The organism is Pseudomonas sp. 32A, from assembly GCF_052682255.1.
The window spans coordinates 4,866,521-4,891,739 of record NZ_JBQYLY010000001.1 but is presented as its reverse complement, the minus strand read 5'-3'; the positions used below and the strand labels follow the sequence as shown (position 1 = coordinate 4,891,739).

Genomic DNA, 25,219 nt, shown 5'->3' with positions numbered 1-25,219 from the left:
TTACTTATTCGCTAGTCCTGCAATGCACGGCGATACAAAAAGCTCACCTTTATAGGCACCTTGCACCGTGCGCTTGGCAACGATCAGCCACATCAACGCCAGCGCCGCCACCAGCACACTGCCGACAATACTGAAGAAACCCAGGTGCAAGGTGCTCGCCAGTTTCAACGTGGCCAACGAGTACACACCCAACGGGAAGGTGAAACCCCACCAACCAAGGTTGAACGGGATGCCGGCCCGCAGGTAACGCACGGTGATCAGCACCGCGATCAGCATCCACCACAAGCCGAAGCCCCACAGGGTGATCCCCGCCACCAGGCCGATGCCGTTGGCCATCTCACCGACGCCGGGCAAGCCATTTTCCGCAAAGATGGCCGGTGCATCACCGCCCAACACCAGCATGCCCAGGGCGCCGGTACCGATGGGGCCGAGGGCCAGCCAGCTCGACGCGGCCATATTGGCGTGGGGCAGTTTGTGCAGGGCCATGCGCAGCATCAGGATGGTCAGGATGCTGAACGCTACTGGCAGGGAAAACGCCCACAGCACGTAGCTGGTCACCAGCATCACCAGTTGCGAATGGGCGTCGGCCAGGTGCGGCGCGAGCAGGCCGCCACTGGCAGCGGCGACTTCAGCGGCCACCACCGGCAACAGCCATACGGCGGTCATCTGGTCGATGCTGTGTTCCTGGCGAGTGAACATCATGAACGGGATCAACACTCCGCAGGCCAGGGCCATCGCCACGTCCAGCCACCACAGCACTTCGGCCAATTGCACCACGCCATCACCCCAGCGCGGCAGGCCGAACACCAGGAAGCCATTGATGATGGTCGCCAGGCCCATGGGAATGGTGCCGAAGAACATCGACACCGTGGAGTGCCCGAAAATACGCCGCGCCTCGTGGAAAAACATTACCCAGCGCGCCGCGTACAGCACGCTGAACAGCACAAAAAGGCCGATAGTAAACAGCCACAGCCCTTCAGCGACGGCATGCAACCCCGATACGCTGACCGGCAATTGCGCCAGCGCCAACGCCAGCACCCCGGTGCCCATGGTGGCGGCAAACCAGTTGGGGGTGAACTGGCGAATCACTTCCCGGGGACGGGTCAGGTGGCTGAAAGGTTTCAAGCTGCTTTGGAGCGCATTGGGGCAAGTCATGGTGTATTCCTCTTCCTCGCATGAGGTTGAGACCATGGTAGAACCCAATCGAATATCTATATAACGGGTAATATCTCTAACTGTTATCTGTTTTGCAGATATACCGTCAAACACTGCCCTCGGATTCAATCACCAGAATCCGTGCCGGCCCTTGTGGATGAGCCACATGCTCGGTGCCGACGCTGGCGTAGAAGATGTCACCGACGTGCAGCAAGACGATCTGCTCGGTACCGTTATCGCGATAGTGCATCTGCACCTGGCCGTCGAGCACCACGAACACTTCTTCCCCGTCATTGACGTGCCAGCGGTACGGCTGGTCGGTCCAGTGCAACCGGGTGGTGATGCCGTTCATGTTGGCGATGTCCAGCGCCTCCCAGGCGCGGCTGCCGGTGAAGTCCTTGCTGCGGATGATCTTCATGTGTGAATCCCATGGCGTACGGTTGGCGGATTATTACCGAATCAATTACCCGCCGTCGCCCTGCTCCGCGCCAAATCCTGCAATAGCAACGCCACCAACGCACCGAGCGCCAATACGATCAGCACCACGCCGTAACCATCGGTAGTGGCGATCAAACCGAAGGTGCGCGTCAAGTTGCCTGCCAACAGCGACGGCACGCAGAACGCCAGGTAACTCAGCACATAGAACGCCGACATCAAGCCGGCCCGCTCATGGGGCAAAGCCAACGGCAAGACGCTGCGCAGTGCGCCGAGGAATCCCGAACCAAAGCCTGCGCCGGCGATCAGCGTGGCCATGAAGAACAGCGGCAGGCTGGCGCTGTGGACGGCCGTGAGGATCAGCGCAACTCCCACCGCCAACAGCACGGCGCCCAATCGCAGGACCTTGTCTGCAGGGCGGTTGCGCAGGCTGAAAATCATCACCGCCCCGCTCAGCGTCAACACCGCGACCAGCCCGCCGCCGATCAGGTTCGAGGTGGACCCGGTGGCCGCCCGCACCAGCGAGGGCGCCAGGGACAGGTAAAAGCCGCCCATGGCCCACACTGCCACATCCACCGGCAGCGAGATCCACAACGCACGACGCGCCTGAGGCGGCACATGCAAGGTGGGCCACAGCGAGGCCAGCGCGCCCGGAATCCGGCTGACTGTTTCCTGCAGGCGCCAAACGTACAGCGCCTGCAGGATCATCAACACGAGCAGGGTCCAGTAAATCAACGTGGTCGGCATCGGCGCGAACTCCACCAGCAGGCTGCAGCCCATGGCGCCACAAGCCATGCCCAACAAAGGCGCTACGCTGTTGATCAGCGGGCCTTGCTGGCGGTCGGTGTCGAGCAGCGCGGCGCCCAACACGGCGGTGGCCATGCCGGTGGCGAAGCCTTGTACCGTGCGGGCGGCAATCAGCCAGCCGACGCTGTCGGCATTGATAAACAGCAGCATCGCCAGCATATCGAGGAGCAGCGCGGCAAAAATTACCGGTTTGCGTCCCAGGTGGTCCGACAACGAACCTACGGTCAGCAAGGCCGCCAGCAGGCTCAAGGCGTAGACGCCGAACACCAGAGTCAGCATTGCTGCCGAAAAGTGCAGGCCTTCCTGATAGAGGTGGTACAACGGGGTCGGCGCGCTGGAGGCGGCGAGGAACGTGAGCAAGGTGATCGCGAGGAACACCAGGCTGGAACGGTGGGAAGTAACGCTGAACATGGGCACGCTCCGCTAAAGCTAATATTTTGCTTTTGCGGAGTGTGCTACTGGATGGCGCTTAAAGCAAATTCTTTGTGTTAAGGTTTTACGCATGGCGATAAAAGAAGGCCTCCGCCCGGGGGGCCGTAGTGCCCGGGTTCAGGAATCAGTGCATTCGGCGGTGCGTGAATTGCTCGACGAGCAGGACCGTTCCAGCGTGACCGTGCCGCAGATAGCCACGCGCGCCGGGGTTACGCCCTCGACTATCTACCGCCGTTGGGGTGACCTTGCTGCGCTGTTGGCGGATGTCGCCATGGCTCGGCTGCGGCCGGACAGTGAGCCGGCCAACACTGGCAGCCTGCGCGGCGACCTGCGGGCTTGGGGTGAGCAGTATCGCGATGAAATGAGCTCGGATCTTGGCCGGGAGATGATGCGCGATGTGCAATGCAGTCAGGCACCGGGGTATTGCGTGGGGATTCTCACCGGGCAGTTGGAGACGATCTTGGATCGCTATCCGGGCGACGCTGAAACTGCCCCCAGCGTGGATCGGCTGATCAACCTGATCGTTGCGCCCACCGTGTTTCGCAGTTTGTTTTCTACTGTACCGTTGGAGGTTGAGGAGCTGCATGAGCTGATTGAGTTGGCTTTGCGGGGGTGAGGTGGTTTTTGGGTTTGGGTGTATATCCGTTGCTGCGGTAACGGCCACTTATGGTTCCGCTCTTACAGCGGCTCACTTTTGAAGAGCGCAAAAGTAAGCAAAACGCTCTTGCCCCACCACTCGGCACCTCGCTTAGGCTCGGTGTGCCCTCACTCCGGCTTTGGACCGTGGGCCGCCGTCATGGGCCATCCCTGGCCCAGGACGGCTAACCTGGCGTCCTACCAGGTTACCCACGCTCCAAAGCCTGCGTTCGGCCAGCGTGGTTTAACGGGGCGCCTAAGATCAAGATCAAAAGCAAAAGCACAGCGGCCTACAGGCCGGCTTGAGTGTTGAAGAGCAAAATCAAAAGCTAAAGCGGGCACGGTCCAAATGTGGGAGCGGGCTTGCTCGCGAAGGTCGTTAACGATGACGCTGGCATTCTGAATGAACGCGGCGTTCTCAGGTTTTTCGCGAGCAAGCCCGCTCCCACAGAAAAGCAGCTCTGTTTTCGCTCTGGTCTTTGCTTTTGCTTTTCACACTCAAGCCGGCCGGGAGGCCGCTGTGCTTTGCTTTTGATCTGCTTTTGATTTTGATCTGCGGGCCCCGTCAACCACGATGGCCGCAAGTAGGCACGGTGGAGCGGGTAAATCGGCAGGGAAGCCGATTTAGCCGCGCCGGGCCATGGATGGCCCGTCGCGGCGGCCCGCGGAACCGGGCCGGAGTGCGGGCATGCCGAGCCTAGGCGAGGCACCGAGTGGTGGGGCAAAGACCTTTTGGTTACTTTTGGGGCGTTTGCCAAAAGTGACCCGCTGTAAGAGCGGAACCATAAGTAGCCGTTACCTAAATAACGGATATGTACCCCTCCCCAAAAAAACCGCAAAAAAAACGGCCTCACATGAAGGCCGTTTCTCATTACATCTCAACGCTTAGGTGCGCATCCCACGCCCACTCACCAGCAACCGCGCACACCCCACGTACAGCACCACAGTCGCCACCAGCATAAACGTGATCGCCACACTGATCTTGATATCCGAAACGCCCAGGATCCCATAGCGAAACGCGTTAACCATGTGCAAAACCGGGTTAGCCAACGACACCGTCTGCCAGAACGGCGGCAGCAAGGTGATCGAATAAAACACCCCACCCAGGTACGTCAACGGCGTCAGCACAAACGTCGGAATAATCGAAATATCATCAAAGTTGCGCGCAAACACCGCGTTGATGAACCCCAGCAACGAAAAGATCGTCGCCGTCAGCACCACCACCAGCAGGGTGATCCCGAGGTGATGCACCTGCAAATGGGTAAAGAACAACGACAGCAGCGTCACAATCACCCCAACCATCAACCCACGCAGCACGCCGCCCAGGGTGTAGCCGATCAGAATCGTATGGGGCGACACCGGCGACACCATCAATTCCTCGATGGACCGCTGGAACTTGCTGCCAAAAAAACTCGACACCACGTTGCCATAGGAGTTGGTGATCACCGACATCATGATCAACCCCGGCACGATGTATTCCATATAGGTGAAACCACCCATATCACCAATCTGCCGACCAATCAGGTTACCGAAGATCACAAAATACAAAACCATGGTGATCGCCGGCGGCAGCAGGGTCTGCGGCCAGATTCGGGTAAAGCGCTTCACTTCGCGGTAGACGATGGTCTGCAGCGCGACAAGGTTGGGTTGCAGTTCCGAACTCATACCGCCACCTTCGCCAGATTTTTCTCCACCAGGGACACGAACAACTCCTCAAGGCGATTGGTTTTGTTACGCAGGCTCAGCACTTCGATGTTCTGGGTGGCCAACTGGCCGAACAACGCGGTGATGCCCACGGCTTTATCCACCTGGACTTCCAGGGTGTGGCTGTCCACCAGGCGATTCGGGTAGCCGATCAACTGGGGCGCAACCGTCATGTCGTTTTTCAGGTCGAGCAGGAAGGTCTCAACGTGCAACTGGCTCAGCAAGTTACGCATGCTGGTGTTTTCGACGATGGTGCCGTGGTCGATGATGCCGATGTTGCGGCACAGCTGCTCAGCCTCTTCCAGGTAGTGGGTGGTGAGGATGATGGTGATGCCTTTCTGGTTCAGCTCGGTGAGGAAGGTCCACATCGAGCGACGCAGTTCGATGTCCACACCCGCCGTCGGTTCGTCGAGGATCAGCAGGCGCGGTTCGTGAACCAGGGCGCGGGCGATCATCAGGCGGCGCTTCATGCCGCCGGACAGGGAGCGTGAAGGCACATCGCGCTTATCCCACAGGCCAAGTTGCGTGAGGTATTGCTCGGCACGTTCCTTGGCGATCTTCGGCGGGATGCCGTAGTAACCGGCTTGGGTCACGACGATATCGAAGGTCTTTTCAAACTGGTTGAAGTTGAACTCCTGGGGCACCACGCCAATGCTGCGCTTGAGCGCCGCCGGGGATTTATCCAGGTCGTGGCCAAAGATGTTCACCGTACCGGTGGTCTTGTTGACCAGGGTCGAGAGAATGCCGATGGTGGTGGATTTGCCGGCGCCGTTAGGGCCGAGCAAGGCGAAGAAATCACCTTCGGCGACGTCCAGATCGATACCACTCAGGGCCTGGAAACCGTTGCCGTAGGTTTTGGTTAGCTGCCGGATGGACAGAGCGGAACTCATATCGGATTACGCACCAAAGAAGAGGAATAGAATTGTTACATGAGGGCAGACCGCACGGAATACAACGGCTGCGCGTGACAAGCATGGTGCTTGTCCGCGCCGCACAAGTACAGTCACCCGTATTAATAGTGGGTATCAGGTCAACGCGGTCATGACCGCTTTTTGATAGGCCGGGCGCTGGCGCAGGCGCTGGTACCAGGCCTCCAGGTTCGGCATCGACGGGCGTTCGATGGGCATCTCGAACCAGGCATAGATGAAACAGCCCAAGGGAATATCACCCATGCCGATCTCTTTACCGGAGAGGTAAGGTTGCGTCGCCAAGGCTTGATCCACCGTCTGCAATACGTCGATGCAAGCCTGGCGACCGGCGTTGATGGTGTCCCAGTTCTGCTTTTCAGCAGGGGTACGCAATACGCCCCAGAACACGGTCTTGAAGGGTTCGGCCAGGGTCGAGGTGGTCCAGTCCATCCACTTTTCGGCGTTGGCGCGGGCTTGCAGGTCGCTCGGGTACCAGTTCGAATCCGGCGCATGCCTGGCAGCCAGATAGCGCACGATGGTGTTGGATTCCCACAGCACAAAGTCGCCATCTTCAATCATCGGCACGCGGCCATTGGGGTTCAGCGCGCGGTATTGCGGTGTGTCGACCACACCAAAAGCCCCGCCCGCATCAATTGCCTCATAGTCCAGGCCGAGTTCCTCGGCGCACCACAGTGCTTTCCTGACATTTGACGAATTTTTACGACCCCAGATCTTCAGCATGACCGCCCCGATTTTGAAAAAGATGGTTGGATGAATGCCGGGGCAGCATACGCCGGATCACGTCCGGCTTAAATCACTCTGCATGTCCCCCAGCAGGATCGGCATCTGCTCGCCAAACAGGTGGGGGTAACATTTCTGAATGTGGGCGAAGAAGAATTCCTCGGGCACCTCGGCAAATTGCCCATGGTCCACCACGTACTCCATGGAACGCTGGCCCTTGCGGTTGAAGGCGTGGAAAACACTGTCGTGGATGCCGTCGAACTCCAGGGGTGGCACGTCGAACAGTTCACACAGTTGCTGGTTGAATGCGGGCGTGGCCTTGACCCAACGGCCGTCCAGATACAGCTCGGTGTAGCCGTGCATGGCAAATACGTCACTTCTTAGCAGCTCGATCAAACGAGGCGTCGAGAGGTGGTTGCGCACGTCGGCCAGGCCGATGCGTGCCGGAATCCCGCAGTGCCTTGCGCACGCCGCCAATAGCGTCGCCTTGGGCACGCAATAACTCTCACCGGCCGCCAGTGCGAAGCTGCCGCTGAGGGTTTGCGGGTCGCGGCTGAACGTGTAGGGGTTGTAGCGCACGGCCTCGCGAACGGCGTAGTAAAGACTGACTGCCTGGTCACGGGGCGCGGCACTCGAACCGCGATGTTTTTCGGCGAACTCCACCACCGCAGGGTGGTCACTATCGATGAAGCGGCCGGGATTCAAGTACGCATTCATGAGGTTAATCTCCGAGGCAAGCCCTGAGTCTAACCACAGGCCTGCACCTGGGATAACGACGATTCGGCCAAATGTCGGCGCCTGGTGCTGATCTTTGCCGGCACACCACGTAACACCCTCGTCACCCCGCTTGTTCGGATGCCGACTAAGCTCTGAGGTGATTTCGCACCTGGTTTCACGGAGGATTGAATATGCTGTTGTTGTGGATACTGGTTCTGGTGGTGGGCATTGCCTACCTGGCGCACCGGCGCATCGCGCCCCTGCCCGCCATCGGCGTGGTCGCCGTCTACCTCTTGGCGATGGGCGCCTTCAGCCATGCTCCAGGCTGGTTGCTGTTGATCTTCTGGGTGCTGATTGCCGTGGTAGCCGCCCCGCTGCTGCTGCCGGACCTGCGTCGCAAGTACTTCACCGCGCCGCTGTTCAACTGGTTCCAGAAAGTCCTGCCGCCGATGTCCGAGACCGAGCGCGACGCCATTGACGCCGGCACCGTGTGGTGGGACGGCGAGCTGTTCAGCGGCCGCCCCGACTGGGACAAGTTGCTGGCCTATCCCAAAGTGCAACTGACCGAAGAAGAACAAGCCTTCATCGACGGGCCCACCGAAGAACTGTGCGCCATGGTCACCGACTGGGAAATCGGCCAGGCCATGGACCTGCCGCCCGCCGCTTGGGAACACATCAAGCAGCATGGCTTTTTTGCCCTGATCATCCCCAAGGAATTCGGCGGCAAGGGCTTCTCCGCCTATGCCCACTCCCAGGTCGCGATGAAGCTGGCAACCCGCAGCGGCGACCTCGCCTCCACGGTCATGGTGCCCAACTCCCTCGGCCCGGCCGAATTGCTGCTGCACTACGGCACCGATGAACAACGCAACCATTACTTGCCACGCCTGGCCCGTGGCGACGATATCCCGTGTTTTGCCCTGACCGGCCCGCTGGCGGGCTCCGATGCCGGCTCCATGCCCGACACCGGGGTGATCTGCAAAGGCGAATGGGAAGGCAAGGAAACCCTCGGCCTGCGCCTGAACTGGGAAAAACGCTACATCACCCTCGGCCCGGTGGCGACCCTGCTTGGCCTGGCCTTCAAGGCCCACGACCCGGACCATCTGCTGGGCGATAAAGAAGACCTCGGCATCAGCCTCGCGCTGATCCCCACCGACACCCCGGGCGTTGAAATTGGCCGCCGTCACCTGCCGCTGGGTGCCGCATTCATGAACGGTCCCAACTCCGGCAAGGACGTGTTCATTCCCCTGGACTTCCTGATCGGCGGCCAGGAAATGCTCGGCAAGGGCTGGATGATGCTGATGAACTGCCTGTCGGTGGGCCGTTCGATTTCCCTGCCTGCGGTCGGCACCGGCGCGGCCAAGTTCACCAGCCTGGTGACCGGCCAATATGCCCAGGTGCGCGAGCAGTTCAACGTACCGTTGTCAGCCTTTGAAGGTATCCAGGAAGCCTTGGCCCGTATCGGCGGCAACGCGTGGCTGATGGACAGCGCGCGAATGCTCACCGCCAATGCCGTCGACCTGGGAGAAAAACCCTCGGTGCTGTCGGCGATCCTCAAGTATCACCTGACCGAACGCGGCCGCGAGTGCATCAGCCATGCGATGGACGTGCACGGCGGCAAGGGCATCATCATGGGGCCCAACAACTACCTGGGCCGCAGCTGGCAAGGTGCGCCGATCTTCATCACCGTGGAAGGCGCGAATATCCTCTCGCGCAACCTGATGATCTTCGGCCAGGGTGCGATTCGTTGCCATCCGTTCGTGCTCAAGGAAATGGCCCTGGCCGGTCGCGAAGACCATGACCAGGCCCTTAAGGAATTCGACGGACTGCTGCTGCAGCACATCGGGTTTGCCGTGAGCAACGCCGCCAGCACCCTGGTGCTGAACCTCGGGTTCGGCCACTTCGAGAAAGCCCCGGGCAATCGCTTGAGCCAGGGCTACTTCCGCGCACTCAACCGTCAGGCTGCTGCATTTGCGATGTTGGCGGACCTGAGCATGATGCTGCTGGGCGGCGAGTTGAAACGCCGCGAACGCCTGTCGGCACGTCTCGGTGATGTGCTGAGCCATATGTACCTGGCGTCGGCAGCGCTCAAGCGTTATCACGACCTGGATTCGCCAGACCACCTGGAACCGCTGTTCGCCTGGGCCATGGAAGAAAGCCTTGGCCACTCAGAGCGTGCACTGGATGAACTGCTGACCAACTTCCCGAGCAAGGTGCTGGGTTGTCTGTTGCGGGTGATCGTGTTCCCGTTCGGTCGTCGCCATAAGGGCCCGTCCGATGCGCTGGATGCAGAAGTGGCTGCGGTGATTGGTCGCGCCAAGGGTGACCCGGCCCTGGAAGCAGTGCTGGCGGGCTGCTATCGCCCACAGTCCGCAGAAGATCCGGTGGGCGCCCTGCAACACGCCTACGACCTGTTGGCCGACAGCCACCCGTTGCAGAAAAAACTCCACGAAGGCCTCAAGAGCGGCCAGGTCAAACCGACCGCAGGCGAACACGCCATCGACGCCGCGCTGCATGCCGGCGTGCTGCAACCGGCCGAGGCGCAAACCCTGCGTGACGCCGAAGCGGCGCGACGCAAGGTGATCGACGTGGATGATTTCAGCAAGGAAGAGCTGAGCCAGGCTGAGGGAAAAGTCCGCTGATCCCAGCGGTCATATAAAAACGGGCGCTTGAGCTATATACTCTCGCGCCCGTTTTGCTCTTGAGGACTTATCTCGTGTCCAATGTCGTTGCCGATCATCTCGTCTTGCTCGACCACCTGCGCAGCATCCTGGTTGCCGTCGGCGAGGCCGAACAGGTTCCCGAGGAAAGCCACCTTCTGTTCCTGGAGCGCTTCGATGAACTGCGTGCCCTGCTGCCCATCGACCCAATCGAAAGCCAGTACCTGGGCCAGGACATGATGAGCCAGGTCATCCTGCGCTACCCGCAAATTGCTCATCTGGTGCCGCGTGACTTGCTGTGGTTCTTCGGTGGCGACTGCCTGCACTTCATGCCCGACGACGAACTGGACCTGTACCAGGCCCTGGAAGAGCGTCGCTTCGAAGCTGAACAGAACGATGAACCGTTCGACTGGAACCAGGAAAAGCAGTTGTTGGCCATGTCCAATGACCAGCCCAAGCACTAACACGGACCAACTGTAGGAGCGAGCTTGCTCGCGAAGGACTCAAAGGCGCCGCGTGCATTCAGGATGCACGCGTTATCGTTAACGTCCATCGCGAGCAAGCTCGCTCCTACAGTTTCTTCAGCGTCGGCTCTTTAGCCATGCACTCCACCAGATAATCAATAAACACCCGCAACTTCGGCGGCAGATACCGCGTCGGCGAATGCAGCAACCAGGCATCCCCGTGGTACGACGCAATAAAATCCCACCCCGGCAACACCTGCACCACCTCCCCCGCTTCCAGCGCATGCCGCGCCGTGAAATACGGCAGGCTGCCAATCCCCACATGCTGCAACACCGCATCCAACCGCACCCCGGTGTGATTCGCCGCATACCGCCCGTGCACCCCGACCGTCACCGCCTTGCTGCCCTGGCGAAACTTCCAGCGCGCATCCCCCGGCGTCTCGCCCAGGTAGATGCAACTGTGCTCGAGCAAATCATGGGGATGCTGCGGCGAACCGTGCTCGGCCAGGTACTGCGGCGTGGCGCAGATCAAGTGTTCGATAGGTAGTAATTGGCGCCCCACCAGGCCCGGCGGCGGGCTGTCGGTGATGCGGATGCTCAGGTCGACATTGTCATCAATCAGGTCAACATGCCGGTCCTCAAGGATCAATTGCACATCGACCTTGGGATAACGCCGCAGAAACTCCGGCATATGCGGATGCACAACAAAACGCCCCACCGCCTTGGGCACGCTGACCCGCACCAGGCCTTCGGCTTCATGGGTGTACTGCCCGCTGATTTCCATCACCGAACGCGCGGCGCTGACCATTTCCTGGCAGCGCTTGAATACCTCTTCGCCCCCTTCGCTGAGGCGCAACTTGCGCGTGGTGCGTTGCAACAGGCGAGTCGCCAGGGCTTTTTCCAGGCGCGAGATGCTGCGGCTCACGGAGGACGGCGATACTCCCAGTTGGCGCGCGGCCTCGGAGAAGCTGCCGGTTTCCACCACCTTGACGAAAATCGCCATTTCACCGAGCAGTGGCAAGGGAAGATTGATGCTCATGACGCACAAGTCCATTGAGATTTGAACGGATTATCACCCATTGGCGCACTTCTTATACTGCCGGATAGAAACCCTGATGCGGATGTAGATGATGACCCAGCGCCTGTTTTTTACCCATGACCACCTGAATGCCGAACTTGAAGTGCTGGGATGCACACCTTTTGATAACCAATTTGCGGTAATCCTGCAGTCGACGATCTTCCACCCCCAAGGTGGCGGCCAGCCTTGCGACACCGGCTGGCTGGGGGACAGCCAAGTGTTGAAGGTGGTGCAGGAAGGCGATCATGTCGTGCATTACGTAGGCCGCCCCGTGGCTCCCGGCGTGATCCAGGCACGCGTCGATGAAGACCGCCGCACCCTGCACACGCGCCTGCACTCGGCCGGGCACCTGATCGGCAATGCCGGCGAAACCCTGGGCTGGATGCCAATCAAGGCCCATCACTGGCCTGGCGAAGGCAAGATCACCTTCATTCGCGGGACTTCGGCTCAACCCATGGACGCCGAGGCGATTCAGCGACAAGTCGACCAATGGATCGCCGCTAACCTGCCACGCCATATGGCACTGGATGAAGGCACGCGGGAAGTGGGTTTTGGCGAGCTGCCGGCCTATGCCTGCGGCGGTACGCATGTGCAGGCATTGCGGGACGTGGGCCAAGTGACGATCCTGGCCCTCTCCGAGAAAAAGGGTGCGTTGTCGGTGCGCTACAGCTTGGATTGACCACTTGTCGGGCCGATATTTTCAGTGGGTGAAGCGCACAGTGTGGCTACTGTAAAAAAAGCGCCACCCCATCAACATGGTCGCAATACCCAAGGCGCAGATCAGGCCAACCCACATACCTTGAGGTCCCCACCCGAGGCCCAATCCGAGCCAGCCTCCCAAAGGCATACCGACTCCCCAATACGAGAAAATTGCCAACATCATTGGTACACGGGTGTCTTGCAAGCCCCGTAGCGCACCGCTGGATAACATTTGCAGGCCGTCGGGAAGCTGCAGAGCGGCGGCGTACAGTATCAATGTCGAGGCCAGGGTCATTACGGCGATGTCCTGGGTGTACAGCCCCGCGATCCACCCATGACCGGACCACAGCACACACGCCGAGAGCAGTTGGGTCATGCAAACAATGCCATAGCCCGCCCAACTCGCCCGGCGCACACCTGCCGGATCACCGCGCCCCAGCGCATGACCCACACGGACGGTAGTGGCTTCGGCAACCGCGACGGGAACCATGAAACACACCTGTGCCACGTTGACGGCAATCTGGTGCGCGGCAAGCGGGATTGCACCCAACTGACCGATCAACAAGGACGTGGCAATAAACATTCCACCCTGCATCAGGATTGCAATACCGATGGGCAATCCGACTTTGAGAAGGCCCCTTATCTGTCGAAAATCGGGCCATTCAAAACACTGGAAGAGGCCCAGGTGCGCAAAACGCGGCGTCCACCATAGATAGGCCATAAACAAAACAGCTTGCAACCACATCATCGTTGCCGACGCGATACCAAGCCCTTGGGCACCCAACTCGGGGAGCCCCCAGCGGCCGTGGGTCAACCCATAGCCCAGCGGCGCCAGCACACACAGACCGCCAAACCCGAAAACCATTGTCGGGCGCATCCATTGCAAGCCTTCGCTCAAGTAGCGCATGCAAAAAAACAGCACCAACGCAGGGATCCCCCAGCGAACCGCCGACAAGAATGCTTGCGCGTGGGGAATGATGTCATCTGCGATGCCCGCCGGGCCGAGCAAATGTGGCACCTGGCTAAGAAAGGCAAACATCATCATACCCAGCCCCAGTGCCAACCAAAGTGCCTGGCGAAACACCGGGCCTATTTCATCGTCGCGGCCGGCACCGGAAAGTTTCGCCACGCCAGCGGTCAGCGCGATCAGCGTACCAATGGCTATCAGCATCGGTAGCCACATCAAGGCGGTGCCGAGGGTCACCGCTGCCAGCGTCACAGTGCCATGATGGCCTGCGATGATAGTGTCGACCAAGGCTATCAGCCCGAATGAAACGTGCCCCACTAACAACGGCAACACCAACCTGCCCGTGATGTGCACTTCCTGAAAGTACCTTTGCTTATGTGAAGCAAAATTCGACAACATAAAAAAGCGCCCTGACGGTGACCATAACGGGCGTGCATTTACCGATGTACGACTAGAACCTGACAAGTCAGACGCTTCCTCTTTCCGCCGACGAATAAACTTACAGAACTATGCGGAACACCGTGTTAAACGGCCATCGCCCCAACCCTGCCCGGCTCCACCACGAACGACTTGAGGGTCGAGACGCTGGCATTCGGATCCTTGGGATCGGAAATCACCCGGAAGTGCGTCAGCATGCTCTTCTCCTCAAGCGCCACCGACACATAGCCGCGCTGGCGGCTGTCGAAAAACTTCACATGGGGATTGAGCGGCAGGATCGCACTGAACGCATCAAATGGCGGCCCGTCAGACGTCACCGACGTGCCGACAAATTCGGTAGCGACCACCGGCGAATCCAGGTTCCCTGCGTCAGCGTGCAGGTCCGTCGCCCAGAACGAGTGAATATCGCCACCCCAGAACACCGGGTTATTCACCTTTCTGCGCACCATCGAAGCAAGCATCCGTTCACGGTTGGCCATGTAACCATCCCAACCATCGGTCCAGCGGCCAGGTTTGTGGTTGGTCAGGTCTCGTTGTGTGAGCGGCGCGACCAACAGGTCCTGGGCGATCACGTTCCATTGCGCCCGGGACTCGGCAAAGCCCTGATCCAGCCACGCTTCCTGTTCCCACCCGAGCATGGTGCGACGGGGATCGCGCAGGTCGGCACAGGTATTCGCGGCCACATGGCCCTTGTGGCTGCCATTGGCCAGAATGCACGGCTGTTCGGAGCGGTACTGACGACCGTCCAGTACATGGAAACGCGCCAGTCGGCCGTAGTCCAAACGTCGATAAATGCGCATGTCCGGCCCTCGCGGCAGGCTGCTCGTCCGCAGCGGCATGTGCTCGTAGAACGCCTGGTAGGCCGCCGCCCGCTGCTTGAGAAAACTCGCCACCGGGATCTTCGGGTCTTGGGACCACTGATTGGCATAGTCGTTTTGCACTTCGTGATCGTCCCAAGTGACCACACTCGGCGCCGCGGCATGCAGTGCCTGCAAATCCGGATCGGTCTTGTACAGGGCGTAACGGTTGCGGTAATCCACCAGGTTCACCGCATTGCCGCTGCCGTGGGGGCGGATGATCTTGCCGGAGTCGGCCGCGTAGGAACTGTCATAGATGTAATCACCGAGGAAAAACACCAGGTCGGGCTGCTCGGCCGCCAAGTGACGATAGGCGCTGAAGTAGCCTCGCTCCCAATGGGAGCAGGAGACAAACCCCAACTGCGCCGACGCCATGGCATGCACCGCCGGGGCCGTACGCGCCTGCCCCACCGGGCTTTGCGCGCCGAGGCCTTCAAACTGGTACCAGTACGGTCGACCCGCTTCCAGCCCGGCGACTTCCACATGCACCGAATGGGCGAAACGCTCGCTGGCCATCGCCTCGCCCTGGCGCACAACCCGCGTCATCGCCGCATCACTGGCCACCTTCCAGCGCACCGGCACTGCTCGGTTCAATCCGCCGCGACCGTCTGCGGCATTGAACAACGGCGCGAGGCGCGTCCAGATCACGAAACCATCGGGCAACGGATCGCCTGAAGCCACGCCGAGGGTGAAGGGATAGTCGATGCCTGCACTGCGGGCAAAAGGACTGAGAATCGAAAACGCGGTGGCAATCGCCAGCCCGCCCAGTACGCGACGGCGGTCGTGATCCACACTCATCAACCGCGCTCCGTCCAGTCGGCACGCACCAGGCCGTACAACAACATGTCCTCGTACACCCCGTTCTTGAGGAAGGCGCCCTTCATGCACCCTTCGTAACCCAAGCCGATTTTTTCCATGACCCGAGCGGACCCTTTATTACGGGCAAAGCACTGGCTGCCCACACGCTGCAGCGCCAATTCCCTAAACCCAAACGCCATGATGTGCGCCGCTGCTTCGGCGGCATAACCCTGGCGTCGACAATGGGCGGCCACCCAATACCCGAGGTGCCCACTTCGATGAGCCGCATACAACCTGAGGCTGATCACGCCGATCAATTCGCCGGTTTCCCGCAGATGAATGCCCAGCCCCAGTGAATGCCCCGATCGGTAATTCTCTGCCTGGCCATCAATAAAGACGTGTGCGGTTTCCAAGGTGTAAGGCGATGGAATCGCAGCCGTGTTGTTCGCAATATCGGGATCGTTGGCCAGCACCGACAACGTCTCGGCCTGCTCCTTTTGCAGAGGCTTCAACATCAGGCGCGGGGTGGATAAATGGGGCAGTGCAATGCTCATGCAGAGGGTCTCGCGAAATAAATTCTCCAAGAATGTACCCGCGTCGTGTCAGTTTCATTACGTAGATAAATAGACCCACGAGTCGTCTGTAAGACGTGTCCTAGAGCCTTAAAAGCTTAAATTAAAGTTAACCATTCGGTCATTTTTGGTTGCTAGCGTGTCGCCCCTAATCAACGGTGGGGTAGCGGAATGAGAACTTGGGATGAACCCAAAAAGCGCAAGGCACACATCGAACTGATCCCGATGATCGACGTGATGATGTTCCTGTTGGTGTTTTTTGTACTGGTGAGTTTGAACGTGATTCCGGCCCTGGGCATGAAGACTCAGTTGCCGAGCGCCAGCAGTTCACAACAGCTCAAGCCGCAGAATAAATTCATCCTGACCCTGGGCCTGGAAGGCCAGCTGCAGCTCGATGGCAAGGACATGAGCGTCGAGGCGTTGGTGCCGGCACTCAAGGCGGCCGAGAAGCCTGACACCAAGTCGACGATCATCGTCAACAGCGACAAAGGCGTAGAAGTGTCGCGCCTGGTCGAGGTGATGGACACCCTGCGCGTGGGTGGCTTTACCTCTGTCTCCATCGCCACGAAAAAGTCCTGATCATGTATGCCTTGTTTCGTGCGCGTCGGCTGCTGGGCAGTGTCCCGGCCCTGATCGCCCTGGTGCTGATTGCACTGGGTATCCAGTCCCAACCCCTGAAGATCCAGCCGCAGTACGACGAGTCGGCGGTTGAACTTGCCCTGGTGGAGCAAGAGCCGGAAGTGGTCCCCGAGCCCGTGGTGGAGCAAGAGCCACCGCCGCCGGTGATCGAAGACGAGGAGGCCGAACCTGCCCCACCGCCTCCGCCGCCCAAGCCGATACCCAAACCACTGCCAAAGCCTGAGCCCAAGCCAAAACCGGTGCCCAAGCCCGTGGCCGCCAAGCCAACGCCTGTGCCTGCGCCAGCTCCGGTTGCCGCCAAGCCGGTGCAAGCCGCTCCCACCCCCACGCCAGCACCCGCCGCGCCACCGGCGCCGCCGAAAGTCGACGGTCAGGCGCTGGAAGGCGGCTACCTCAAGGGTTTGCGCAACGAGCTGGACACCTACAAGCAATACCCCACCGGACGCCAGGCGTCCCTCGAACGCCCCAGTGGCGAGGTGGTGGTCTGGTTAATGGTGGACCGCCAAGGCCGCGTTCTCGACTCCGGGATCCAGACCCCGGCGCCGAGCATGCTGCTCAACCGGGCCGCCACCAACAGCCTGCGCCGTATCAAGCAGGTGAAACCGTTCCCCGAACAAGCCTTCGGTGGACGTAACGAGCAGCGCTTCACCGCCACCTTCAACTACAGCGTGCAATAAGCACACACCACCAGGACGACAGTGATGAAGTTCACCCGGATTCATCTGGCACTCGTTGCCGCGACGAGCATGACCCATGGAGTGGTCATGGCAGACACCAGCGACAGTGACGTCGGGACCATTGGGGTACAGGGCAAGGCAACCGCGGGGGGCGGTTACATGGTCCAGGAAGAGAGCGCCAAGGGCCGCTCGACCATCACCAAGGAAGCGCTGGACAAACAGACGGCCACCGGCAACGCCATCGACAAGCTCAAGTACACCCCGGGCCTGAACATCTCCAGTGAAGACAACACCGGCCTCTCGGGTTTCCGCTTCACCATGCGCGGCATGAACTCCGACCAGGTGGGCATGTCGGTGGACGGCATGCCGATCAACGACTCCGGCAACTATGCGTTGTACTCCAACCTGCTGGGCGACCCGGAAAACATCGACCAGATTTTCGTCACCCAGGGCTCGTCGGAAGCCGACGGCCCGCACATCGGTTCCAGCGGCGGCAACATCGGTATCGTGACCACTCGCCCCACCAAGGAAACCGGTGCCTTCGTCAAGCAAGTGGTCGGCAGCAACGCCACCCGCAAGACCTTCGCCCGCCTCAATACCGGTGAAGTCAACGGCCTGAGCAACTGGCTGTCGGCCTCCCACACCGAAGGCCAGATGTGGCGCGGCTCGGGTGCCGTGCGCGCAGACAAGGTCGAGTGGAACAGCTTCTTCGACGCCGGCAACGGCAACACCGCCAACCTGATCCTCAAGTACCACGAGCAGGACAACAACAGTTACAGCCAGCTGACCAAGTCGCAGTTCCAGCAGTTCGGCCGCAAGTACGACCCGTACCCGGCGACACCGGCGGTGGGCGCCAACGGCAAGGTCAGCAGCTACTACGACCTGGCGCAGAACCCGTTCCAGACCTTCACCGCCGTGCTCAACACCCAGTACAAACTGAGCGACAACCTGTCCCTCTCGGTGATCCCGTATTACTACTACGGCAACGGCAGCGGCGTGGGCTCCTCGGCCTATGCGCTGAACAGTGGCTCGAACAAGGGCGGCGTTTTCGACCTCGGCAACCTGCCGACACAGGCTCAATACAACGCCGACGGTTCCGCGACCACCGGCGTCTACTACCGCCCTTCGCGCACCCAGACCTGGCGCCCGGGCATCACCACCAAGCTGAACTGGGACCTGGGCGACCACAGCCTGCAATTCGGCTATTGGTACGAACGCGCTCGCCAAAGCCAGACCCAACCGTTCATTGCCCTCAAGAACAACGGCAAGCCGAGCGACACGTGGCCCGACGGCAACTCCGTGGTCGACGCCAACGGCAACACCGTGCAGGGTCGCGACCGCTACACCGTGACCCCGGCGCAGAAGGTCTGGACCCAGGACACCTGGTACATCAACTCGGACTGGACACTGATCGCCGGCATCGCCTACATGAACGTCGAGCGTGACGGCACCAACCACGGCAGCCTCACCGAGCAACCGGGCAAGGCCAGCCAGACCTACAACAAACTGCTGCCCAACGCCGGCCTGAAGTACCAGATCGACGAGCGTGACCAACTGTTCTACAGCCTGTCGCGCAACATGCGGATTCCACAGAACTACGTGCTGTACGACAAAGGCGTCGGCTCCCTCGACTCCAAGCCGGAGCTCAGCTGGAACCAGGAACTGGGCTGGCGCTACACCGGCGAAGACAGCACCCTCGCCGCCACCCTGTTCTACATGCAGTTCAAGAATCGCCAGCTTACGTCCCAGGACAGCAACGGCGATTCCGCCGACATCAACGCCGGCACCGTCATCAACAAAGGCCTGGAACTGGAGTGGAGCGGCAAGCTGCCGCACAACTTCAACTACTACACCTCCTACACCTACACCAGCTCCAAGCAGCAGGATGACCTGACCGTCTACAGCGCCGGCAAGCCGATCGTGCTGCCCACCAGCGGCAAGCAATTCGCCAACGTGCCGACCAACATGCTGGCAGCCAACGTCGGCTATGACGACGGGCGCTTCTACGGCACCTTCGGCGGCAAGTTCACCAGCAAGCTCTACGGCGACCTGACCAACGACGAAGCCATCTCCGCCCGCACCGTTTTCAACCTCGGTGCCGGTATCTACCTGCCGGTGGACAAGAAAGTCGTCAAGGACGCAACCCTGCGCCTGAACGTCGACAACCTGTTCGACAAGAAGTACCTGGACGGCGTGTACACCACCAAGACCAACTCGGCGAGCTACAGCGGTTTCCGCGATGGCGACCCGGCTTACATCGTTGGGCTTGACCGCACCGTCACCGTTTCCCTGGAAGCCAATTTCTAACTGCGAGGCTCAGCATCATGGACATGAACCTGCTTCACCAAATCACCTTTTATGTGATGTACGCCGCCCTGGCGATTGCGATCTTCATCACCATTGAACGTGGCATCTACTTCGCCTACGTGCGCCGTCAGGCCCGTGCGTTGACTGAAGTGCTGGGCGCCCATGTGCACAGCGAACGCGACCTGCCGGAAAACCTGACCCGCCGTGACAGCCTGCCGCTGAGCATGGTGCTGCCGATCCTGGCGCAGAAGGCTACCCATGGTTCGCGCAAGGACCTGGACGACGAGATCGAAACCCAGTACCTCAAGACCCGCGCGCCGCTGTCCCGCAGCCTGTGGATCATCGAAACCATCACCACCGCCGCGCCGCTGCTCGGCCTGCTGGGCACCATTCTCGGCATCATCGACACCTTCAAGGCGCTGGCCACTGCCGGCGTGTCCGACCCGGGCCAGATTTCCGGTGGTATCGGTACGGCCTTGTTCGCCACGGGTTTGGGTATCGCCATCGCGCTGTTCTGCGTGGTGTTCCACAACTTCTTCCAGGACAGCCTGGAGCGCATCAACGACCAGCTGAAAATCCTGCTGATCCGCGCGGCAACCGGCGCCCGCGTACAGGGTGAAGTGCCGCACCTGGTGCCGACCCCGCTGCACACCCGCACCGCATGACCTTCAAGGCGGGCGCGTGATGCGCCCGCCTTTCTTTTTGCCCGATGAGACGCCTATGTCCCTCTCGATGAAGTTGCGTATCGCAGGCCTGACCGGCTTGCTCCTCAGTCCGCTTGCCCAGGCGGACTTTTCAATTCCGGGGTTTGAACTGGTGCACACCGTACCGGTGGATACCACGTTGGGCACGGCCGATTTGCGTCAGCCGGGCCCGGTGTGGATCGAGTTGTTTGACGGTGCAAAAAACAGCATTGATATCGGCCAGTTCTACGCGGCCGACCATCCCGGCTCGGTGATGGACACGGTCATCGAACACCTGGAAGCCGCCGGCAAGCGCGGCGTGAAAATTCGCTTTCTGTTAGAAGAAAAAGGTATTCGGTTGTCGGAAGCGTCGACCCTGGAGCGCTTGCGCGCGATTCCCAACCTGACCTTCCGCGTGCTTTCGTACGGGCAACTGAGTGGCGGGATCATCCACGCGAAATACCTGGTGGTGGACGGCAAGCAGGCGTTTATCGGCAGCCAGAACTTCGACTGGCGTTCGCTGGAACATATCCACGAAACCGGGCTGTTGATCAGTGATGCAACCGTCGTCGCCCAGACCCAGGCCATTTTTGAACAGGACTGGCAGGCCCAGGCTGCGTTGGCCGACAACAAGCCTGTTGCCCTGCCCGCCACAGGCGCCACACCGGCACGCACCGGCAACTACCTGGTGGCCAGCCCCCAACGCTACAACCCGCCGGGCGTGGGTGATTCACAGCTGGAGCTGCCACGCCTGCTGGGCGAGGCGAAAAAGGAAGTGCGCGTACAACTGCTGGACTACGCGCCGCTGTCCTATGGACCTGACAGAACCCGGCCTTACTACGCGATGATCGACAACGCGGTGCGTGCAGCGGCAGCGCGCGGGGTCTCGATCAAGTTGATGGTGTCCAACTGGAACACCGAAGCCCTGGAATTGCCGTACCTGAAAAGCCTTGCCGTGCTGCCGAATGTCGAGGTCAAGATCGTGACGCTGCCCGAGGCCAAGCAGGGATTTATTCCTTACGCGCGGGTGATCCACAGCAAGACCATGGAAATCGACGGGCAAGTGGCCTGGGTGGGGACCAGTAACTGGCTGGGTGGTTACTTCGATAACTCGCGCAACCTGGAAGTGGTGATGCGCAGTGAAGCGATGGCCAAGCGTGTGGGAGATTTACACGAGCAGCTGTGGGACGGGCCCTATGCAAAGGCACTGGAAGTGACGAGCGAGTACCCGGAGCCGCATCCGGGCAAGCCGTGAATCGTTGCCCGCAAGGAGCATGACTTTGCGGGCAATTTCACATTGCCAGATATGAATGTTGCACTTTTTCGCCCCTGCGCTGACCAACCCTGCATAACTCATGGATGGAGAGCAGGGATGAACAACATACGCATTGGACTGTACGGAGCCCCGCTGCTTTTGTCGGCCATCGGGCTGACAGGTTGTGCCAACTCCATGACCTCCACCGGTGTGCCGGGCGTGAAGATGGGCGACAGCTATGAGCAGGTACTCGCCGTGGTCAGCCGCGATAATACGGTGACCAAGAAGATCGACGGGGAGGGTTTCCGGGCTGAGGGTTACTCGCAGGCGTTCAGGGATTGTCGCAGCACATATTTCATTTTCCAGGGCGCCGACGGCTTGCAGATGGTTAGCCATGAGCCCGCGCCGCATCTGTCGGTCAGCCAGAACTGCCGCCAGCCATGAGCACTTTACGTGTAATTCCCGCCCTGTTCCTCGTGCTCCTCAGCGGCTGCGGCCAGGTGTATAACATCCGCTCCCTCAACACCGCCTACACAGCGCCGCCATCCACCGAGACGGCGCGCGTGCGCGTGATCAGCGACGGCATGGTGCGTGCGGTGCCAGGACGTGATTGCCTGGACTGGAACGTCCCCGGCGCCGGCGTAATGGTGTCAGCCAAATCCGGCTTCTCCGACCGCAATGGCGCAAGCCTCGGTATGCCGGGGCCGACTTACACCTGGGACGGTGCGGTGTCGTCCGAACTGGTGATTCCGGCGAACACGCCCATCGCCTTTCACTACTTGGGGTTGCCGCAAGCTGGCCGGCAATGTTTCAACACCATGACCTTTATCCCCAAGCCCGGCATGGATTACATGGTGCGCGCGTCCCTGTCCCGCAGTTGCGCGTTCGAGTTGGCCGAGTTGCCGAAGGGCGCGGAACGGTGGAACACGATTGAACCGACGCCGTCGGGAAAGCTGTCCATGTGCCACGCGATGGATAACTTCTAGCGGCCCAGGCGCAACATAGGTTAAGGCGTTGCGCCCCAGCCCATAAAAAAGCCACAAACAAAAACGCCGATCATTGCTGATCGGCGTTTTCGTTAAATATGGAGCGGGAAACGAGACTCGAACTCGCGACCCCGACCTTGGCAAGGTCGTGCTCTACCAACTGAGCTATTCCCGCAAATGGCGTCCCCTAGGGGACTCGAACCCCTGTTACCGCCGTGAAAGGGCGGTGTCCTAGGCCACTAGACGAAGGGGACACGCTACTGAAACACATGGTGTGTATTTCAGTGCCCAGAGATTAAATCCGAAGATTATGCCCTGGTTTCACTCAGTGTCGCCCGAAAGCAACACTGCTTAAATTTGGAGCGGGAAACGAGACTCGAACTCGCGACCCCGACCTTGGCAAGGTCGTGCTCTACCAACTGAGCTATTCCCGCATATGGCGTCCCCTAGGGGACTCGAACCCCTGTTACCGCCGTGAAAGGGCGGTGTCCTAGGCCACTAGACGAAGGGGACACACGTACAACATTCACTCCCTACCGCGTTTCGCTGTGTGCTTTACGCTGTAAGTGGCGCGCATTCTATGGATGGATTGGGAGGTCGTCAACCCCCAAGGATAAATTTATTTAAATCAATGACTTCGCCGTGGTTTACAGGGGTTGCAAGGGTTTCTCGCCGTCTAGGCTTTGGCGCCTATATTCTGGCGTTCCACAAGACGCTATAGTTGGTCACAGCAAATGATGGCAATGTGCATCTACACAGGTACTGCCCAGCTATATAGAAGAAACTACTGACGCAACTGGTCGCTCAGTCCTATCCGGCCACTGCACCAGTCACTACACTTCAACGCAAACCCCATAAAGAGGTCACACCGGTGACACCACTCATGATCACCCTGCTGGTAATAGCCGGGATCGTAATACTGATCGCCATTGGCTACATGAACCACGTGGTGGAAAACAATAAGCTGGAAAAGAACCGGACCCGGATCGAACTCAATGACCGGCTGCGTCGCTGCGGTGAAATCACCGAGACCTTTCCAGGCCAATTGATGACGCCGCGACTCAAGTTGCTGCTGACCCGCCTGGAGCTCAACGTCAACCAGCGCCTGTTGAACCTGGACAAGTCGAATGCGGCGCTCAAGGCACGCATCGCCGAACTCAACGCGCTGGTGGCCCAGGGCGAATCGATTCCGGTGAACAACCCGCCCGGCCCGATCCAGACCGAAGCCAAGGCCAAGGACGTACGGTTCCTGCTGGAAGCCCTGCATGGTCAGGTGACCCGTGCAGCCCAGGACGGTTTCCTGCCGACCAATGAAGCCAAGCACTGGATCAAGGAAATCCGCCACATTCTGGTGTTGCTGCACATCGAGTTCTTCAACAACCTGGGCCAGCACGCGCTGCAACAGAGCCAGCCGGGCCAGGCACGCCTGGCGTTCGAACGCGGCGTGCAGTACCTGCGCAAACAGCCGGAGCCGGTGGTGTACAGCCAGCAACTGCAATTGCTGGAGAAACAACTGGCGCGCGCCAACTCCATGGTGCTGACCAACCTCGAGCCGGCTGAAGACGAGGTCAACGAATTGACCGAAGGCTTGAAAGAGGTGGATGCGGACGCGGACTGGAAGAAGAAAGCCATCTACGACTGATCCCCTGCCATTGTGGTGGGCGGCAAACCCGCTCGCCACATGCCATCACTCTGCACCTATCCCCTTCCCCCCGAATAGCGTAAAAAAGGCCCCTCTCTCCGTTAACGAAAAGGGCCCCGCCATGCCTGTCGTGATCATCGATGGACAACCGCTGCACTACCTCGACCAGGGCACCGGCCCGGCCGTTCTCCTCGGTTCCAGCTACCTGTGGGACAGCCAGATGTGGGCACCGCAGATCGAAGCCCTTTCCCAACAATACCGAGTGATCGTCCCTGAGTTATGGGGCCACGGCGAGTCCGGCCCACTGCCTGCAAGCACCGCGTCCCTGGACGACCTCGCACGCCAGCACCTGGCCCTGCTGGATCATCTGGACATCGCCCAGGTCAACCTCGTGGGTTTGTCGGTCGGCGGCATGTGGGGCGCACGCCTGGCGCTGCTGGCACCCGAGCGGGTCAACAGCCTGGTACTGATGGACACGCACCTGGGTGCCGAGCCGGAAGCCACTCGCCAGTACTATTTTTCGCTGTTCAAGATGATCGAAGATGCCGGCGCCATTCCGGAGCCGCTGCTGGATGTGGTGGCGCCGATCTTCTTCCGCCCCGGCATCGACCGGGAATCGGCCTTATACCAGGACTTTCGCAACGCACTGAAGGCCTTTCCGAAAGAACGCCTGCTGCAAAGCATCGTGCCCCTGGGCCGGATTATCTTCAGCCGCACCGATGTGTTGGAGCAACTTTCGCGCCTCGACGCCGACACCACCCTGGTGATGTGCGGGGAGCAAGACAAGCCGCGCCCACCGGCCGAATCAGAAGAAATGGCGACCTTGATCGGCTGCACTCTGACGTTGATTCCGGACGCCGGGCATATCTCCAGCCGGGAAAACCCCGACTACGTCAACGAAGCGCTGCTGACCTTCCTGGTCAACAACGCCTGACGACCCTGCCCTTTGATCGCCGCAGGCGTGC

24 protein-coding genes and 4 tRNA genes are annotated in these 25,219 nt (G+C 60.2%); 13 read left to right on the top strand and 15 right to left on the bottom strand.

Translation table 11 applies throughout. The annotated features are described in order from the left end of the window. From ACUN0G_RS22655 to ACUN0G_RS22645, 3 genes are all read right to left on the bottom strand, one after another. Entirely contained in the window at positions 1–1,155 is a 1,155-nt protein-coding gene (locus ACUN0G_RS22655; protein WP_445574311.1) for a TDT family transporter, read from the bottom strand. A gap of 106 nt (positions 1,156–1,261) precedes the next feature. Continuing rightward, positions 1,262–1,573 carry a cupin domain-containing protein gene (locus ACUN0G_RS22650; protein ID WP_445574310.1) on the bottom strand — a complete coding sequence of 104 codons (312 nt, stop codon included), beginning with the start codon at positions 1,571–1,573 and terminating at the stop codon, positions 1,262–1,264. Positions 1,574–1,614: 41 nt separating this feature from the next. Next, positions 1,615–2,808, bottom strand: a complete 1,194-nt coding sequence (locus ACUN0G_RS22645; protein ID WP_445574309.1) for an MFS transporter — start codon at positions 2,806–2,808, stop codon at positions 1,615–1,617. A 91-nt stretch (positions 2,809–2,899) separates the two neighbouring features. Here ACUN0G_RS22645 and ACUN0G_RS22640 point away from each other — a divergent pair, with 91 nt between their 5' ends. Further along, positions 2,900–3,445: a TetR/AcrR family transcriptional regulator gene (locus ACUN0G_RS22640; RefSeq protein WP_445574308.1), complete on the top strand. Its 546-nt coding sequence runs from the start codon at positions 2,900–2,902 to the stop codon at positions 3,443–3,445. Between the two features lie 905 nt (positions 3,446–4,350). On the opposite strand, the gene ACUN0G_RS22635 is transcribed toward ACUN0G_RS22640, so the two are convergent. From ACUN0G_RS22635 to ACUN0G_RS22620, 4 genes are all read right to left on the bottom strand, one after another. Then, positions 4,351–5,130, bottom strand: coding sequence for an ABC transporter permease (locus tag ACUN0G_RS22635; RefSeq protein WP_003217229.1), 780 nt, complete (start codon positions 5,128–5,130; stop codon positions 4,351–4,353). Next, positions 5,127–6,059: an ABC transporter ATP-binding protein gene (locus ACUN0G_RS22630; RefSeq protein ID WP_017480239.1), complete on the bottom strand. Its 933-nt coding sequence runs from the start codon at positions 6,057–6,059 to the stop codon at positions 5,127–5,129. Before ACUN0G_RS22630 ends, ACUN0G_RS22635 begins: the two co-directional genes overlap by 4 nt. Before the next feature lie 135 nt (positions 6,060–6,194). Next, a complete protein-coding gene (locus tag ACUN0G_RS22625) occupies positions 6,195–6,818 on the bottom strand; it encodes a glutathione S-transferase family protein (protein WP_445574307.1) in 624 nt (207 codons plus the stop codon). Between the two features lie 57 nt (positions 6,819–6,875). Next, positions 6,876–7,535, bottom strand: coding sequence for a transglutaminase-like domain-containing protein (locus tag ACUN0G_RS22620; protein WP_421525873.1), 660 nt, complete (start codon positions 7,533–7,535; stop codon positions 6,876–6,878). A gap of 191 nt (positions 7,536–7,726) precedes the next feature. Between ACUN0G_RS22620 and ACUN0G_RS22615 the strand changes: the two genes are divergently transcribed. Both ACUN0G_RS22615 and ACUN0G_RS22610 read left to right on the top strand, forming a co-directional pair. Continuing rightward, the gene (locus ACUN0G_RS22615; protein ID WP_445574306.1) at positions 7,727–10,174 is read left to right on the top strand and encodes an acyl-CoA dehydrogenase; all 2,448 of its coding nucleotides are present in this window, start codon (positions 7,727–7,729) and stop codon (positions 10,172–10,174) included. A gap of 74 nt (positions 10,175–10,248) precedes the next feature. Further along, positions 10,249–10,656: a PA2817 family protein gene (locus ACUN0G_RS22610; protein ID WP_003217220.1), complete on the top strand. Its 408-nt coding sequence runs from the start codon at positions 10,249–10,251 to the stop codon at positions 10,654–10,656. A 106-nt stretch (positions 10,657–10,762) separates the two neighbouring features. On the opposite strand, the gene ACUN0G_RS22605 is transcribed toward ACUN0G_RS22610, so the two are convergent. Then, positions 10,763–11,695, bottom strand: a complete 933-nt coding sequence (locus ACUN0G_RS22605) for a LysR substrate-binding domain-containing protein (RefSeq protein WP_445574305.1) — start codon at positions 11,693–11,695, stop codon at positions 10,763–10,765. A 91-nt stretch (positions 11,696–11,786) separates the two neighbouring features. Between ACUN0G_RS22605 and ACUN0G_RS22600 the strand changes: the two genes are divergently transcribed. Then, a complete protein-coding gene (locus ACUN0G_RS22600; protein WP_445574304.1) occupies positions 11,787–12,413 on the top strand; it encodes an alanyl-tRNA editing protein in 627 nt (208 codons plus the stop codon). 21 nt (positions 12,414–12,434) lie between these two features. Here the strand turns inward: ACUN0G_RS22600 and ACUN0G_RS22595 are convergent, their stop codons facing one another. From ACUN0G_RS22595 to ACUN0G_RS22585, 3 genes are all read right to left on the bottom strand, one after another. Continuing rightward, positions 12,435–13,799: an MATE family efflux transporter gene (locus ACUN0G_RS22595; RefSeq protein WP_445574303.1), complete on the bottom strand. Its 1,365-nt coding sequence runs from the start codon at positions 13,797–13,799 to the stop codon at positions 12,435–12,437. A gap of 125 nt (positions 13,800–13,924) precedes the next feature. Beyond that, positions 13,925–15,493, bottom strand: coding sequence for an alkaline phosphatase D family protein (locus tag ACUN0G_RS22590; RefSeq protein ID WP_445574302.1), 1,569 nt, complete (start codon positions 15,491–15,493; stop codon positions 13,925–13,927). Then, positions 15,493–16,047: a GNAT family N-acetyltransferase gene (locus tag ACUN0G_RS22585; protein ID WP_445574301.1), complete on the bottom strand. Its 555-nt coding sequence runs from the start codon at positions 16,045–16,047 to the stop codon at positions 15,493–15,495. The genes ACUN0G_RS22590 and ACUN0G_RS22585 overlap by 1 nt, the downstream gene beginning before the upstream one ends. Positions 16,048–16,236: 189 nt before the next feature. Here ACUN0G_RS22585 and ACUN0G_RS22580 point away from each other — a divergent pair, with 189 nt between their 5' ends. The 7 genes from ACUN0G_RS22580 (at position 16,237) to ACUN0G_RS22550 (ending at position 22,612) form a co-directional block, all read left to right on the top strand. Then, positions 16,237–16,644 (top strand): ExbD/TolR family protein, encoded by a 408-nt coding sequence (locus ACUN0G_RS22580; RefSeq protein ID WP_017480231.1) that lies wholly within the window; start codon positions 16,237–16,239, stop codon positions 16,642–16,644. Between the two features lie 2 nt (positions 16,645–16,646). Continuing rightward, the gene (locus ACUN0G_RS22575) at positions 16,647–17,381 is read left to right on the top strand and encodes an energy transducer TonB family protein (RefSeq protein WP_445574300.1); all 735 of its coding nucleotides are present in this window, start codon (positions 16,647–16,649) and stop codon (positions 17,379–17,381) included. A gap of 24 nt (positions 17,382–17,405) precedes the next feature. Continuing rightward, a complete protein-coding gene (locus ACUN0G_RS22570) occupies positions 17,406–19,688 on the top strand; it encodes a TonB-dependent receptor (RefSeq protein WP_445574299.1) in 2,283 nt (760 codons plus the stop codon). A gap of 17 nt (positions 19,689–19,705) precedes the next feature. After that, positions 19,706–20,353, top strand: a complete 648-nt coding sequence (locus ACUN0G_RS22565) for a MotA/TolQ/ExbB proton channel family protein (RefSeq protein ID WP_445574298.1) — start codon at positions 19,706–19,708, stop codon at positions 20,351–20,353. Between the two features lie 55 nt (positions 20,354–20,408). Continuing rightward, the gene (locus tag ACUN0G_RS22560; protein ID WP_421525865.1) at positions 20,409–21,626 is read left to right on the top strand and encodes a phospholipase D-like domain-containing protein; all 1,218 of its coding nucleotides are present in this window, start codon (positions 20,409–20,411) and stop codon (positions 21,624–21,626) included. A 117-nt stretch (positions 21,627–21,743) separates the two neighbouring features. Further along, entirely contained in the window at positions 21,744–22,070 is a 327-nt protein-coding gene (locus tag ACUN0G_RS22555; protein ID WP_421525864.1) for a hypothetical protein, read from the top strand. After that, a complete protein-coding gene (locus ACUN0G_RS22550; protein ID WP_445574297.1) occupies positions 22,067–22,612 on the top strand; it encodes a hypothetical protein in 546 nt (181 codons plus the stop codon). Before ACUN0G_RS22555 ends, ACUN0G_RS22550 begins: the two co-directional genes overlap by 4 nt. A 99-nt stretch (positions 22,613–22,711) precedes the next feature. On the opposite strand, the gene ACUN0G_RS22545 is transcribed toward ACUN0G_RS22550, so the two are convergent. From ACUN0G_RS22545 to ACUN0G_RS22530, 4 genes are all read right to left on the bottom strand, one after another. After that, positions 22,712–22,787, bottom strand: a tRNA-Gly gene (locus ACUN0G_RS22545). 3 nt (positions 22,788–22,790) lie between these two features. After that, positions 22,791–22,866: transfer RNA gene (locus ACUN0G_RS22540), tRNA-Glu, on the bottom strand. A 104-nt stretch (positions 22,867–22,970) separates the two neighbouring features. Then, positions 22,971–23,046 (bottom strand) — tRNA-Gly (locus tag ACUN0G_RS22535). A gap of 3 nt (positions 23,047–23,049) precedes the next feature. Beyond that, positions 23,050–23,125, bottom strand: a tRNA-Glu gene (locus ACUN0G_RS22530). A 370-nt stretch (positions 23,126–23,495) separates the two neighbouring features. On the opposite strand from ACUN0G_RS22530, the gene ACUN0G_RS22525 reads away from it, so the two are divergent. Further along, positions 23,496–24,254, top strand: a complete 759-nt coding sequence (locus ACUN0G_RS22525) for a hypothetical protein (protein WP_258347084.1) — start codon at positions 23,496–23,498, stop codon at positions 24,252–24,254. 121 nt (positions 24,255–24,375) lie between these two features. Continuing rightward, positions 24,376–25,188, top strand: coding sequence for an alpha/beta fold hydrolase (locus tag ACUN0G_RS22520; protein ID WP_421553586.1), 813 nt, complete (start codon positions 24,376–24,378; stop codon positions 25,186–25,188). Positions 25,189–25,219 lie beyond the last annotated feature (31 nt).